At 72.2% G+C, this 15,070-nt stretch carries 6 protein-coding genes; all 6 read right to left on the bottom strand.

The features are described 5' to 3' along the window. Positions 1-7: 7 nt before the first annotated feature. A complete protein-coding gene (locus ACH4S9_RS26045) occupies positions 8-1,153 on the bottom strand; it encodes a class II histone deacetylase (protein WP_398374031.1) in 1,146 nt (381 codons plus the stop codon). Beyond that, positions 1,150-1,458, bottom strand: coding sequence for a hypothetical protein (locus tag ACH4S9_RS26040; RefSeq protein WP_311721821.1), 309 nt, complete (start codon positions 1,456-1,458; stop codon positions 1,150-1,152). The genes ACH4S9_RS26045 and ACH4S9_RS26040 overlap by 4 nt, the downstream gene beginning before the upstream one ends. A gap of 79 nt (positions 1,459-1,537) precedes the next feature. Beyond that, positions 1,538-5,338 (bottom strand): aminotransferase class I/II-fold pyridoxal phosphate-dependent enzyme, encoded by a 3,801-nt coding sequence (locus ACH4S9_RS26035; RefSeq protein ID WP_398374030.1) that lies wholly within the window; start codon positions 5,336-5,338, stop codon positions 1,538-1,540. Then, the gene (locus tag ACH4S9_RS26030; RefSeq protein WP_311721819.1) at positions 5,335-6,456 is read right to left on the bottom strand and encodes a DNA alkylation repair protein; all 1,122 of its coding nucleotides are present in this window, start codon (positions 6,454-6,456) and stop codon (positions 5,335-5,337) included. The genes ACH4S9_RS26035 and ACH4S9_RS26030 overlap by 4 nt, the downstream gene beginning before the upstream one ends. Then, on the bottom strand, positions 6,449-12,535 hold the full coding sequence (locus ACH4S9_RS26025) for a beta-ketoacyl synthase N-terminal-like domain-containing protein (RefSeq protein WP_398374029.1): 6,087 nt from the start codon (positions 12,533-12,535) through the stop codon (positions 6,449-6,451). Before ACH4S9_RS26025 ends, ACH4S9_RS26030 begins: the two co-directional genes overlap by 8 nt. A 3-nt stretch (positions 12,536-12,538) precedes the next feature. Continuing rightward, positions 12,539-15,007 carry an SDR family NAD(P)-dependent oxidoreductase gene (locus ACH4S9_RS26020; RefSeq protein WP_398374028.1) on the bottom strand — a complete coding sequence of 823 codons (2,469 nt, stop codon included), beginning with the start codon at positions 15,005-15,007 and terminating at the stop codon, positions 12,539-12,541. Between the last annotated feature and the right edge of the window lie 63 nt (positions 15,008-15,070).

Genomic DNA, 15,070 nt, shown 5'->3' with positions numbered 1-15,070 from the left:
CAGTGGCTCATCGGCCGCTCCGGGCCCCGGGCCGGACGGGGGCCGACTGCTCGGTCAGCAGCGGATGGTGGGCTTCGAGATGTTCGATCACCCGGTTCTGGTGCCGTTGCAGACGCTGCCCCGGAAGGTGTTCCAGCGAGTGCAGGAACGGGTCGTACGGGGCGGGGAGACCGGCGATCGCGCTCGCCGTGCTCAGCACCAGCGTCGGCTGGTACCAGGCCGAGTAGCCGCCCTCGTGGGCGAAGACGATCCTTCCCCCCGTCAGTTCGCCGGCGAGACGGCACATCATCGAGGTCATGGCGTGGAGCGTGCGGCTGGTGCACATCATCCGGCCCATCGGATCGTGACCGCCCGCGTCGACGCCCGCCGCCACCAGGATCAACCCGGGCCCGAACGCCCGGGCCGCGGGTTCCACGACGCGGCTGACGACCGCGAGGTACGCCTCGTGTCCGCTGCCCGCGGGCAGCGGCACATTGAGTGTGCTGCCCGCGCCCGCACCGGCACCGGTCTCCATGACGAGGCCGGACGCCGCCGGGAACAGCCCGTCCTGGTGGATGGAGATGTACAGCACGTCGGGATCCTCGTAGAAGACCCGCTGGATGCCGTTGCCGTGGTGCACGTCCCAGTCGAGGATCAGCACCCGGCGCACCCCGTGGCGCTGCGCGGCCCGGGCGGCGATGGCCACGTTGTTGTAGAGGCACAGTGCCATCGCCCGGTCGGGTTCGGCGTGGTGTCCGGGCGGCCGCACCAGGCAGTAGGCCCGGTGGAACCGCCCGTCCAGGACATCCGTGGTGGCCTGCGCACAGGCCCCGGCGGCGAGCCTCGCGGCCTGGGCGCTGTGGTAGTTCACCTGGGCGTACACGCCCGCGTCTCCCGCGCCGATCGCCGATGCCGCCTCGACGCGTTCGATGTGCTCCGGTGTGTGTACGAGCCGCAGGTCCTCGTCCGAGGCGGGCGTCGGTGTCACGGCGGTGAACCGGTCCATGACACCGGACGCCCTGACCAGACCCTCGGCCCGTCTGAGGTCCGGGTCCACGGCGAACTGCCTCAGCGGCTCGATCCCGGGCCCGACCGGTACGTATCCCGAACCGGGCCCGGGGTCGTGCCAGAAGCAGAGCTCATGGCTGTACCACGCGGGGTCGGGAGTGCTCACGGTGCGGACACACCCAGCGAGGCCCGGCTGATCCCGGAAACCTGCTCGATGTACCGCAGGTAGTACTCCCGCTCCTCGTCCGGGGTGCGCTTGGCCCGGAAGGTGGTCCCGAGCAGTTCCAGCACCTCTTCGGCCTCGTCGGAGGTGAGCCGTCGCTCGCCCACTTCCTCCTCGACGGCACGGATGCGCGTGGCCGGCTCCACCACACCCTTGGCGTGTTCGCCCGGGTCGGTGCCGTGGTTGCGGGTCGAGGCGATGGTCTTCAGTACGGCGGAGAAGAACGCCGCGGCGTCGATGTCGGTCATGTCCAAAACCCCCTGAGAGTCATGTGGTTCGTCGAGAGCAGGTGCTGTCGTACTGCCACTGAAGAGGCCTGGTCGCCGGTCAGGAGATGAGGCCGCAGGACCGGCCCGCCTTCTCCAGCGTGGCCACCGCCGTGTCCAGATCGGCTTCCGAGTGGCTGAGGTTGACGATCGTCCGCAGGCGCGGCAGTGTCCGGGGCACCGCCGGATAGACGATGGGCTGCACGAACAGCCCGTCGAGCTGGCAGAGCCGGGCCATGGCGATCGCCTGCTCGGCGCTGCGGCAGACGACCGGCACCACCGGCGTCTCACTGGCGAGCGTGTCGAAGCCAAGGGCGCGCAGCTGCTCGCGGTACCGGGTGGTTCTGGCCCGCAGCTCGCGGGTGAGTTCGGGGGCGGCCGCCATCACCTCGATCGCCGCCTTGGCCGCCGCCACCTGGGCCGGAGTCGCGGCGGCCGAGAACATCCAGCCGCGCGCGTTGTTCTTCAGCGCGAAGACGAGGTCGCGCGATCCGGCGACGTAACCGCCCGCGCTGGGAACGGTCTTGGACAGCGTGCCCATCTTCACGTCGACGCGCTCCGGGTCGAGGCCGGCGTGTTCGGTGATGCCGCGCCCGGTGTCACCGAGCACGCCGAGGCTGTGCGCCTCGTCGACCATCAGCGGGGCGCCGTAGCGCTCGCACAGCTCCACGATGCCCGGCAGGTCGGCCACGTCGCCGTCCATGCTGAAGACGGCGTCGGTCACCACCAGCCGGCCCGCGTCACCCGCCTTCTTCAGGGCTCGCTCCAGGTCGGCCAGGTCGTTGTGCGCGTACGTGATGACCTCGGCCCCCGAGAGCCGGTATCCGTCGAGGATGCTGGCGTGGTTGTACACATCGCCGATGATCACGTCGCCCGGGCCGACCAGCGCGCCCACCGTCGCCACGTTGGCCATGTAGCCGCTGGAGAAGACGATGGCGTCCTCGGTCCCGAGGAACCTGGCGAGCGTCAGCTCCAGTTCGCGGTGCAGATGCAGGGTGCCGGCCAGGAGCCGCACGCCGTGGGCGCCGGTCCCGTGCCGCTCCACCGCGTCCAGGACCTGCTGGTCGATGTAGTCGTGCCCGATGAGTCCCAGGTAGCTGTACGAAGCGAAGTTGAGGAACCAGCGGCCGTCGAACCTGATCCGGGCGCCCTCGGCCCGCTCGATGACGGGCTCGTAGAAATACTCGTCCCGGGCGACCACGAGACGGTCCTCCGCCGAGAGCGCGTCGATGCGCCGGTCGAGGAAGGTGCCGTCGCTCCGGGGGGACAGCCGGCCGGGCAGGGTGCGACGGGGTATGCGCCCCGCGGTGCGGGGTGTCACGGGAACCGTGGAGGTGGGTGCGGGGCTCGGGGCCGGGCTTTCCGCGGGCCGTGGGGGCGCCGCCGGACGGTAGCGGTCCCAGTCGGGGACGAAGGAGTCGGCGACGGTACCCGCGGGAGCGGGTGCCGCGGGGTCCTCCCGCGGAGCCGGTGCCGGGGAGGCCGCCGGTTCGGGCGTCCGGGCTGATGCGCCGTCCGCGGGTTCGCCGACCGCACCGCCCCCCGCCACCGCCGAGTCGAGATGGCCGAGCAGGGGGCGGATGCCGCTGTGCTCGAAGAACACCATGGGGTCGACGTCGAGTCCGTCGCCGGACAGGGCCGCGGCCAGCTCGACCGCCATCATCGAATCGAGGCCCAACTCCAGCAGGTCGTCCTCGGGTGTGACGTCGTCGACGTGAAGAATCTTCTGCACAGCGGTGGCGAGCGGCGGCCACAGCCCGCTTTCCGGTGTGACGGTGGTCATGGGTTCACCCTTCGCTTGCGCGGCGGCGGACAGGACGTGGTTCGTGGGGGGACGGCTGAGGGCCGCGTGCAGCAGGGCGACGCCGTCGTCCGCGGTGAGGGCCGGGATGCCGTGCTCGGCGGCCCGCACGGCGATGTCCTCGCCCATGCCGACGGTCCACAGGCCCCAGGCGAGGCTGTACCAGGGCTCGCCGTCGGCGCGTTTGCGGGCTGCGTAGCCGTCCAGGTAGGCGTTGGCGGCGGCGTAGGAGCTCTGGCCCAGGTTGGCGCGTACGGCCGATATCGACGAGAACAGGACGACGAAGTCCGGCCGGTCGTGCGCGGCCACCAGATCGGCGATGGCGTGCACCCCACCGATCTTCGGGCCGAGGACCTCCGCCACCTGGTCCGGTGTCAGGCTGCGGGCCAGGCCGTCGCGCAGCACTCCCGCGGTGTGGAAGATCCCGTCGTAGCGCGCGGCGCCGTCGAGCACAGCGGGCAGGGAGCGTACGTCCGCGGCCACGACATCCAACTCGCAGAGCGTGGAGAGCCGGTGGATGCGCCGCCTGGCTTCTTCACGGTCCGGCACGGTCCTGCCCACCAGGGTCAGATGCGCGCAGCCCTCCGCGGCCAGGAACTCCGCCACCCGCAGGCCGATGGCGCCCATGCCGCCGGTGATGAGGAAGCGGCCGCCGCGGAACCGGGCCGGCCGGCCGGTGGCAGGCTGGGCCGGTTCGAGCGAGGGCGTGTACCAGGATCCGCCGCGCCGGACGAGTTCCGGCTCCGCGTGTCCCAGAGCGTCGGGCAGCGGCGCGGCCCGGCCGCCCCGGGTGGAGCCGGGTTCCAGGTCGACCAGGCGCACGGTGGTGCGGGGATGCTCCACGCGCAGCGTGCGGCCCAGGCCCCACAGCGCGGTCATGAAGGGGGCGACGGACTCCTCCCCCGTGACCGAGTGGGCCGCCGTGGTGACGATCAGCAGGTCCGGCATCGGGGGACGCGCCGCGAGTCGGCGTACGAGGGTGAAGGCGCCCTGGAGTGCCCCGGTCGCCTGTGCCTCGGTCGTGATGTCCTCGGGCGCGACGTACACCACCTCACACACGGGGCCGTCGGCGAGCGTGGCGTCGAGACGCTCCGCGGTCAGCTCGCCGAGGGCCAGCCGTACGACGGGCCGGTCCTGCGGTGCCGGCAGGTCGTGCGCGGAGACGAGCAGCGTGACACCGTCGGAGGACGGCGGTGCGGCGGTCGGCTCGGCCTTCCGCCAGGTGACCGTCTCCATCGGGCCGGGGGGCCGTAACACCGCTCCGGGGGGCGGCGCCTGAGGCCGCTCCCGCGCCTCGGACACCGGGGCCTTGAGGGTGATGCGTTCGAGTTCGAGCAGTATCTCCCCCTGTTGGCTGCACACGGTGGCCCGGCCGCGTACGGCACCACCGGCGCCGCCCGGCGGCGTCGTCTCCCGCTCGACCAGGGCCAGGACCGTTCCCGTGATCGGGCGGCGGGCCACGACCCGGCCGATGTACCAGGGCAGGCGCATCCCGGCCGCTCCGGCGTCGAGCATGCCGAGGAGCTGGAGGACGCCGTCGAGCAGCGGGGGCGGTAAGAAGCCCGCCCAGCGCAGGTCGTCGGAGGCGCGCAGGACCGCCAGCATCCGGCCCGGCCCGCGGGACACGGACCGGATCGCCTGGAAGGCCGGCCCGTAGGTGATGCCGCTGGCGCGCCGCCACCCGGCCACCTCCGCCAGCGGGACACTCTCGGTACAGCCCGCGCGCAGCCCGGCGACGTCGAGGTAGCGGGGCGGCGGCAGGGGAACGCCGTGGCAGTGGGCCGTGCTGTACTCGACCGGCCCGTCGGCGTCCGGCGAGCGGACCGAGCAGTGGCCGTCCTCGGTCATGACGCCCACCAGCTCGATGTCCGGCCCTGCCACCCGCAGCGGTCTGCGGAAGGTGACATGCCGCAACGTCCACAGGCTGCCGGGCCGTCGGTCCTCGCAGGCGCGGAGCATGACATCGACCTGGGTCGCGCCCGCGATGACCGGGGTGGCCCCGATCCGGTGGTCGCGGACCACCGGATCGGTAGCGCCGAGGTGGAACCGGACGCCGCTCATGTCCGCAGATCGAATCGCTCGGTGGCCTTCACCAGGCCGTTGACCTGAATGTCGACGAGGTGTTCGCCCGGGTAGTACTTCCGGGTCTGCACCTCCTTGATCGGGTGGGACTTCCGCAGGCTCCGCCGTTCACCGGCCTCGAGCTCGAGGGTCGTGAGCTTGAAGACCTTGGGGATGCTGCGGCCGTTCTTACGCATGTGGTGGACGACGTAGTCGACGGTGACGCTGTGGGCCCGGTCGTCGGTGTTCTCGATCTCGAAGTCGATGACGAGCGTGTCCCCGACGGCCACCGACCCGGGGGTGACGCGCAGGCGGGACGCGTGGACCCATTCGCCGCCCGTCGCGCCGAGGAGGGCCAGGGCCTGCTGGTCGCCCTTCTTCACCAAGGTGCGCAGCCCGTGCCTGACGGTCCAGGTCGTCTCGGCGGTGGGGCTCTCCTCCAGCCATCGCAGCGCGGTGGCGAGGGCCACGTCGGGGGTGTCCTTCGAGATGTCGTTCAGGTTGTTCGCGACGGACTTGCGCACATACTCGGAGGGGTCGCTGCGCAGGGGTTCGAGGATCTCCAGGACCGGCTGCGGATCCTTGACGAAGATGTCCAGGGTGCGGGCCCAGGGCAGGCGTGGCCGGACCCCCTCGCTCGCCAGACGCCGCACGTTGTGGCTCGGGCTGTGGGCCCACCGCGCGACGCGTTTCATGGTCGGCTCGTAGTGGCGCTCGATGTAGGGCCGGATCGCGTACTCGCCGGTGTGCCGCTTGGTGATCTCCTCGATGGCGTCGAGGGACAGCTCGGGGTGGTCGAGACCGTACTCCTCCACGAACCTGGCCACCGGCATCAGATACCAGCTGGCGTTGAACATGCCCTCGCCCTCGGCGAGTTCCTCGCCGAGAATCGACAGCAGGATCGAGACGGCACCGGGGTAGTCCTGGGGCAGCCGGGCGCGCAGGCCCTCGGTCAGGACGAGAACGCGGTCCTTCAGTTCCTTGTCCGGGATGCGCCGCTCCACCTCGGCGGCGTAGCCCTCGGCGTCGAAAGCGGGGTGCGCGGGGCGGATCATCCCACCGAGGAGGTGTGCCGCCTCGCCGTTGAAGTGTCGCTTCAGTCCGTACTCGCTAGCCATGATGCTGGTGCCTTTTCCTGTCGTCGGGACGTGTGCCGGCCGTGGCGTCCGGGGTGTCCCGGGCGTCGGCCGGGATCCAGAAACGCTGTCGGTGGAACCGGTAGGTGGGGATGGTGGTGGTGCGCTGGTGTTTGCCGTGGTGGAGGCCGGTCCAGGTCAGGTCCGCGCCGGTGTGGTTGTGGTGGGTCGTCAGGGCCGCGTGGAGCTGGGCCTGGTCACCACGGTCCCGCCGGAGCGTGGCGATCCACGCCGGTTGAACGCCCGCGCCCCCCTCTGCGAGCGTGGCGCGGGCCAGGGGGATGAGCTGCGGGTGCGGCCCGATCTCCCACACGGTGTGCGGACGCGCCTCGCCCAGGGTGGTGACGGCCTGGCCGAACCGGACGGCCCGGCGGATGGCCTGGGCCCAGTGCCGGGGGTCGGTGGCGGTGTCGGGGGTGTGCCAGGTACCGGTGAGGGTGTTGGCGAAGAGGATCACCGGCGGGGTGAGGGTGGTGGCGGCCACGACATCGGCGAACGGGGCCACGGCTCCGTCCATCAGCGCGGAGTGGAAGGCGTGGCTGACCGCCAGCGGCCGCACACGTGCGGAGGTCTCGCTCCGAAAGCGGTCGATGTCCTGCGCCGGCCCGCTGATGGTCTGCATGCGCGGCGCGTTGTAGGCGGCGATCTCGATGCCGGGATACGGCTGGAGCGCGGCCATCAGGGTGTCGGCGTCGGTGTGGACGACGGCCATGGCCCCGACGGCGGGCTGCGCCTGCATCAGCCGGCCGCGCACGGCGGTCAGCCGCAGCAGGTCGGGCAGCGTGAGCACGCCGGCTGTCCAGGCCGCGGTCAGTTCACCGAGGCTGTGCCCGGCGACCACATCGGGACGGATGCCGGCCGCCTCCAGCCAGCGGACGAGGGCGACCTGCACGCTGACGATGCCGATCTGCGCGTACCGGGTCCGGTCCAGCAGGTGTTGGGCGTCTCCGTAGAGCAGTTCGAGCAGCGGGACGTCGGTGTGCGGAGCGACGAGTTCGGCGCACTCGTGGAGCGCGCCGCGGAAGTGCGGCTCGGTGGCGAACAGCCCCTTGCCCATGTCGGGGTACTGGGAGCCCTGCCCGGTGAAGAGGAACGCGGTGGGCGTCGTCCCGCCGGTGTGCCGGGTCGCCGGGGTGGTTCCGGCGGCGACGGCGGCGAGCCGGGTGGCCAGTTCTTCGGCGGTGGCGCCGTGGACGGCGACCCGGTGACGGTGCACCGCCCGGGCGGTGTTCGCGGTGTGGGCGAAGTCCCCGAGCCGTTCCTCGTCCGTGGCGGCCACGTGGTCGGCGTAGGCGCCGGCCAGGGCTCGCAGGGCGGGCTCGCCGGCGGCGCTGATCCGCACGATGTGGCTGTCCTGCGTGAGAGGTGCCCGGCCGGACGTGGCGGGTGGCTCCTCGACGATCACGTGTGCGTTGACTCCGCCCATCCCGAAGGCGCTGATCGCGGCGCGCCGCGGGCGGACGCCGCGCGGCCAGGGCTGTGCGCGCCCGGCGAGATAGAAGGGGGTGTCCTCGAAGCGGATGTGGTCGTTGGGGCGCGTGACATGGAGCGTCGGCGGAATCCGGTCGTGCTCCATGGCCAGCAGGGCCTTCACCAGGCCCGCGAGGCCCGCAGCTGGCTCCAGATGGCCGATGTTGGCCTTCAGCGACCCGATCGCACAGTACTGGGAACGGCCCGTGTGCGTGCGCCACGCCCGCGTCAGCCCGTCGATCTCGATCGGGTCGCCCAGCCGGGTGCCGGTGCCATGGGCCTCGACCAGCTCGATGGTCTCCGGGGAGACGTCCGCGTCCCGCAGGGCGGCGGCGATGACGTCCCGCTGGGCCTTGGGGCTCGGTGCGGAGTACCGGGTGGTCCGGCCTCCGTGGTTCACGGCCGCGCCCTTGACCAGGCCGCGGACGCGGTCGCCGTCCCGCTCGGCGTCGTCGTACCGCCGCAGCACCACGGCGACGGCCCCTTCGCCCGGCACGAACCCGTCGGCGGTGTTGTCGAAGGCGCGGCAGCGGTGCCGTGGTGACAGTGCCATGAGATCGCCCATGGAGCGGAAGTACTCGGGGCTGATGGCGGCGTGCACGGCTCCGATCACCGCCGTGTCGATGTCTCCGGCGCGCAGATGCTGAAGGGCCGAGTGCACCGCCACGAGCGAGGAGGAGCACAGGGTGTTGACGACGGTGCTGGGACCGTGCCAGTCCATCAGATAGGACAGCCGGTTCGCGATCATCGCCTCCAGGCCGAGCCCGCGCCCGTCGGGGATGCCATGGCGCGCCCGCTCCTCGTGGTAGTGGTCGTGGCTGTAGGCGATCCACAGGCCGGTGACGCTGCCCTCGGCGCGCTCGCCGACACGACCGCCGTCCTCCAGGGCTTCCCAGACCGTCTCGTAGACGATCCGCGCCTGCGGGTCGATCAGCGGGGCTTCCCGGGGCGAGATGCGGAACGGCGCGGGATCGAACTCGTCCACGTGGTCCAGGAACGAGGCGTACGGCGACGGCTGGTCAGGCCGGCCCCAGCGGCCGTCCGGCAGTGGGCGTACGGTGTCCCGGCCTTCGTGCAGGAGTTCCGCGAAGTCGGCGAGGCCATCTGCTGTCGGCAGCCGGACGGCCGCTCCCACCACCGCGATGTCGCGTGGGCGGGGCGCGTGGTCGGCGGCCTGGCGTGCCGGGCCGGTCCGGCGGAGGGCCGGAGCCGGTACCGCCGGCTCCGGCTCGGGGGCCGGCGCCTCGTCGGCGGCACGGGACGGCTCGGCGGCCGGATCCTCCGGTGCGAGGGCGAGCTCCGGTGCCTCTCGCACGACGAACTCGGCGAACTGCCGGGGGGTCGGGTACTCGAAGAAGACCGTCGGATAGAGAGACATGCCTGTTTCCTGGGAGATGCGCTCGCTCAGCGACACCAGGCCGACCGAGTCGAACCCCGCGGACAGGAACTCCGTGTCGGCGTGTTCCTCGGCGGTTTCCGTCAGTCGCAGAAACCACGCGAGCACCCGCCCGGCATCCGACGCCTGGTTCGCCGGCTGATTCGTCGGCGCGGCGGCCCGGGGCGCAGTGGGAGGAGGCTCGGCGGGGACGTGGGCCGGTGGCGATGTCTCACTGTCCGCGTCGAACGCCTGCGCGGGCACGCGCTTGGACGACATGTCGGCGAACACGAGCAGCGGCCGGCCTGTCACGTCGGTGACGGTCTGGGTGACGCGACAGGCCTCGTCGTTCCAGAAGGCGATCTCCGTACGGACATACGCCGCGTCGTCCAAGGGCCCGTGGACATCAACCCGGCCGACGGAGAGCGGAATGAACGCCGAGGCGTCCGCCGCGCCGAACACCGGGTTGCCGGGGGCGATCGCGGCGATGGTGACGCTGTCGAGCAGCCCCGGGAACAGCTGGACACCGGACGGGTTCAGCTCCCGCTGGCGGCGGCCCTCGACGCGGGCGAGCGTGCCGCCGTCGGGCAGGCCGGCCACCCAGGAGATGTTCCGGTAGTAGCGGCCGTGGTGGTATCCGACCCGCCGCAACCATCGGTACAGGCCTGAGCCCGCGTGGACGTCGCAGCAGTCGTCCACCAGCGAGGCGACCGGCACGGCGGCGGGCTCGGGTGCGTGCTGTGTCAGATACCGGCCGGTGACGAAGGGCTCGCCGCTCTCGGCGTCCTCGACCGTGAACCCGCCCTGCCCATCGACCCGGCACACCACTCGGCGCGCCCCGGAGGGGATCAGCGGGCGGTGGAACAGGACGTCCCCGACTCCGTGGAAGGGCTCGCCGCGCACGGCGGCGCCCTCGCGCAGGAAGTCGAACCAGGCCACCCCCGGAAGCATGATCTTCCGGTGCACGGCGTGCTGGGCGATGGGGACCTCACCGGGTCCGAACACCCGGGAGAAGGTGTACCCGGCGGTTCCTTCGTCCGAGACGAGTTCCGTGGGCGTCCCGGGTTCGGCCGAGCGCTGCGGCTCACGCAGGTCGAGAGCGGGACCGCTCGGCTGGGCCACGGGCAGCAGACGCTTGTGCCAGGTGCGCCCCGCCTGGAACGCGGACCAGTCGATGTCCAGGCCCGCCGCGAAGAGTTCGGCGGCGATCGCGGCGAGGACCGCGGCCACGTCCTGCTCGTCGTGGGCCCGGGCCAGCCGTGCGCAGACCTCGCGGTCGCCGCCCCCGTCGTCCTCGGGTACGGGCGCCGCGTCGTCGTCACGCCTGAGCACGTCGGCCAGCGCCTGTTCCAGGGGGACGCGCCCCCAGGCGAAGTCCCGGACCACCTCCCATCCCGGGGGCAGGTCCACCGAGTCCTCCGGCAGCCCCAGGTCGCGCAGTGCCACCGCGACGGCGACTCCCTGGCTGATCCGGAGCAACTCGCCCGAGAAGCCTGCCAGCCGGGCGCCGGTCGCGGCCTCGAAGAGGCTGATGACCTCGTGCACGGCGGGCGTGGAGCGGTCGAGCACGGACAGCCAAGCGGCCGGCACGACTCCCGGGCGAACCCGCACTTCGGCCCGGGGCTGCCCGGATCCGGGCAGGTCGCCCCGGAGCAGCCACGCCCGCAGCGCGGAGGCCAGCTCGTCGGCGTCGGCGCCGGTGACGGCCATGCGCTCGCGGCGGTGCGGACGGGCCAGCCGTGCCGTGGCGCACACGTGGTCGAGGTCGCCGGCCACCGTGGGCAGGAACTGGAGCCACTGCGCCGCCAGTTCGCGCAGCGCGTACGGGCTGTCGGCCGACAGGGGCAGGACGTGGACCGTCCCGGGCGACGTGTCCGCCCGCGTCCGCCTCGACGGGGCCTGGGGCACGGCCTCGGCGACGACGTGCGCGTTGGTGCCGCCGAACCCGAATCCACTCACCGCGGCCCGGCGCAACGGCGCATCGGGCCAGGGGCGGTGGGTGGCGGGCAGATAGAAGGGGCTGTCGGACAGGTTGAGGCGGGGGTTGGGCGCGTCGACCGCCAGCGCCGGGATGACGCCCTCGCGCAGCATGACGACGACCTTCGCCAGTCCTGCCAGGCCCGACGCCGAGTGGAGGTGGCCGATACGGCGCTTGAGGGAACCGAGCGCCACGGCGTTCCGCGGAACACCGTGGCGGCCGAACACCTCCGTGAGGGCCCGCGCCTCGATCGGATCTCCGATGGCGGTGCCGGTGCCGTGCGCCTCCACGTACTGGACGGTGGCCGGGTCGATCGTGTCGTACGCCTTGCTCAACAGCTCCACCTGCGCGTCCAGGTTCGGTGTGGTGACACCCATGGTGGAGCCGTCGTTATTGACCGCCGCCACGTTGATCGCGCCCAGGATCAGGTCGTGGTCGGCCAGTGCCGCCGCCATCGGCTTGAGGACGAGCGCGACGGCCCCCTCCCCCGGCACATAGCCGTTGGCCTTGGTGTCGAAGGTCTGGCACAGGCCGTCAGGGGACAGGGCTCCGGTGCGCGAGAGCATGACGAACGTCAGTGGATCGATCAACAGGTCGACCGCGCCGACCACGGCCAGTTCACTGGCGCCGGCCGCGAGGCTCTGGCAGGCGAGCCACACGGCCGTCAGGGAGGAGGAGCAGGCCGTGTCGACGACCAGGCTGGGCCCCGACAGGTCGAAGCGGTCCGACAGCCAGGCGGCCATGAAGTTCTGCGACCGCCCCCACAACGCGGCGGGCCGGCCGGCGAGGTCCGAGGAGTCGGCCAGGCCACGTCCCTGGTCGAAGCCGTACCCGTTCATGCGCGCGGCGATGAACACGCCCGCGTTCAGCCGGCGCCGGGACCTGAGGTACCCGGAGTCCTCCAGGGCGCGCGCACCGACCTCGAGCATCATCCGCTGCTGCGGGTCGAGGTGCACGGCGTCCTCGGCGGTCAGGCCGAACGCCTCGTGGTCGAAGGAGAACACGTCGGGCAGGAAGGCGCCGCGGTGATGGGAACCCTGGTGAGGGCCGTCACCGAGGTACAGTTCGCGGCGCCATCGGCTGGGCGGGACGTCGTCGACCTCCACGTCGTGGCGCGCCAGCAGGTCCGTCAGGTCCACGACGTCCTCGGCGCCCGGGAGCCGTACCGACAGTCCGATGACGGCGATGCGGCTGTCCACCTCGCTCACCACAGTCCTTTCGTCGATGTCGTTGGTCATGACTCACCGCTCTCGGTCGCCGGTGAGCAGGGGACGCAGCAGGGCGCTCAGCGCGGCGACGCGTTCGTCGTCGGCAGTCGCCTGCCGGACCGGGGCGGGCCGGGGCGGGGCCGGCCGGGGCGGGGCGGGCTCCGCCTCGGCGGCGGCCGACGCGGTCTCCACGGTCGTGGCGAGCGCTGAGGCGAGGTCGTCGGCCGTCCGCGTCCGCATCAGCAGCGACGGATCGACGGTGAGGCCGGCCCGCTGTTCCAGGGCCGTGGCCAGTTCCGCGATGACCAGGGAGTCGAGCCCGAGCCCCCGCAGCGGGCGTTCGCCCGGGTCCTCGCCCAGCACATGGACGAAGGCATCTCGCACCGACGCGCGCATCGCCGCCCGGTTCCGCCCGGCCGCCGCCGGCGCGAGGATGACCGTGCGGATGTCCGTCATCGGGTCCGCCGACTCGGGCATGGGCGCGGGCGTCCGTCCCGGGAAGATCACCGCGCCGCCGGAGAGCACATGGTCGAAGAACGCGGCCTCCGCCTCGTCGGCGCCGACGGAGTGGGCGGCGGCGAAGGACGCGTCCGCCTCCATGCCGATGTCCGTCCAGTTGGGCCAGGCGTGCGCGGTGACGACGGTGTCGGAGTTGTTCTCGCCCTCGGCCAGGGCGAGTTGATAAGCGTTGGCGAGGCTGTAGTCGACGAGGCCGCGTCCGGCCGAGGCCTGAGTGCCGGCGATGGAGGACACCAGGACGGCGAAGTCTGCGCCCTGGTCCTTCGCCAGGCGTACGGCGTTGAGCGAGCCCGGCACCTTCGGGGCTACCACCTTGGCGGCGTCGTTCCAGGTTCTGCGGTGCATGGCCCCGAACGGATTGACCCCGCCGGAGCAGTGCACGATGCCGCGCAGCCGGGTCCAGCGCGATCCCAGCTCCTCGGCCACGGCGGCGAGGGCCGACGCGTCCGACACATCGCAGGGCAGGTACACCACCTCGGCGCGGCGCGCCAGATCCCGCAACACGGTGGACCGGGAGGCGTCGATCACGGACCTGCCGATGATGCCGATGCGCCGTGCGCCGCGGTCGATCAGCCCCTCGGCCAGGCGCCGTCCCACGGCGCCCAGTCCGCCGGTCACCAGGTAGTACCCGTCCGCGGACACCTCGTAGGGCGGGCCGGGAACCGCGCTGACCAGGTCCGGGATGTATCTGATGCCCCGTCGGTAGGCCGCGGCCGTGCCGGGTTCCGTGTCCCCGGGGCTGTGATACAGGGCGGCGTACTCGGCGGCGATCTGCCGGGCCCGGTCCTCGGCGGGGTCGGCGGGGTCCAGGTGGACGACCGCACACGGCTTGCGGCTCTCGGCGCAGGCGGCCGCTGCTGCCATGGCCATGGCAGCCGCTTCGGGCCGCAGCGCAGCACGTTCCCCGGGGTGTACCGCGGCACCGTGGTAGCCCGCCCGGAGCAGCCTGCCGTTCGGGGGCAACTCTGCGATGAGACCGCCCAGTTCGGACCAGAACGTGCTCAGGCCGAGCGGTTCGGCGGTCGGGGACGCGTCGACCACGATGACGGAGTCGGCGCGCTGCCCCGGCTCCGCGACGAGCGCTCCGCGGGCACGGAGTTCCACCGTGAGCGCGTCCCTGAGCACGAGGTCCGCGGTGACCAGGCGCACCACGCCGGATACCGCCGGGGTAACGGCGGGCAGTTCCCGGGGCCGCCACTCGACTCGTAGCGCCTCGGGGCTGTTCCGCGGTGGCGCCGATGCCGCGACGGGTTGCCTGTGCCAGTGCCAGTGCCGCTCGGAGGCGAAGGGATACGTCGGAAGGTCGGTGATACGCGCGCCCGGGGCGGACACCGCGGCCCAGTCCACGTGGGCGTACCCCGCTCGCACCAGGTCGGCGACGGCGCTGTGACGGTGCTGTTCCCCTTCCACGAGGGTGCCGTTGGCGGCGTGTTCGGCGGTCAGGTGGACGTCGGCGCGGGCGATCGGCACGCGGCCGGCGGCGACGGCGCGCAGGGCCGTCGCGAGCTCGGTGGCGTCGTGTCCGTGGACGGCCGTCTGGAACTCGAGCGGGGAGCGGCCGACATTGGCCGTGTGGCACAGGTCGGCGGTCTCCCACGCGTCGCGCGCGGTGTCGAACCGGTCGGCGTAGGTGGTGGCGAGGGCCCGTACCGCGGCCTCGTCCGCCCCCGTCACCCGCACCACATGACTGTCCTGCCCCAACACCCCCCGCACCGGAACAGCAGGCGGCTCCTCCACAATCACATGAGCATTCACCCCACCCATACCGAACGCACTCACCGCAGCACGACGCACCCCACCACCACGCGCCCACACCCACGGCCGATCCACCACAAAAAACGGCGTCTCCTCAAACCGAATGTGATCATTCGGCCGCCGCACATGCAACGACGCCGGAACCACCCCATGCTCCATCGCCAACAACACCTTCACCAACCCCGCCAAACCCGCAGCCGGCTCCAAATGACCAATATTCGACTTCACCGAACCCAACGCACAAAACTGCGAACGCCCCGTAAAACGACGCCACGCCCGCGTCAACCCCTC

It is taken from the genome of Streptomyces sp. NPDC021225 (assembly GCF_044332865.1).
Classification (GTDB): domain Bacteria; phylum Actinomycetota; class Actinomycetes; order Streptomycetales; family Streptomycetaceae; genus Streptomyces.
The sequence above is the reverse complement of the archived record's forward strand: the minus strand, read 5'-3'. Positions and strand labels throughout refer to the sequence as shown.

Bases quoted from the DNA above. Each gene is read 5' to 3' on its own strand.
- ACH4S9_RS26025 (WP_398374029.1), bottom strand. From the start codon at position 12,535: ATGACCAACGACATCGACGAAAGGACTGTGGTGAGCGAGGTGGACAGC.
- ACH4S9_RS26030 (WP_311721819.1), bottom strand. From the start codon at position 6,456: ATGGCTAGCGAGTACGGACTGAAGCGACACTTCAACGGCGAGGCGGCA.
- ACH4S9_RS26040 (WP_311721821.1), bottom strand. From the start codon at position 1,458: ATGACCGACATCGACGCCGCGGCGTTCTTCTCCGCCGTACTGAAGACC.
- ACH4S9_RS26035 (WP_398374030.1), bottom strand. From the start codon at position 5,338: ATGAGCGGCGTCCGGTTCCACCTCGGCGCTACCGATCCGGTGGTCCGC.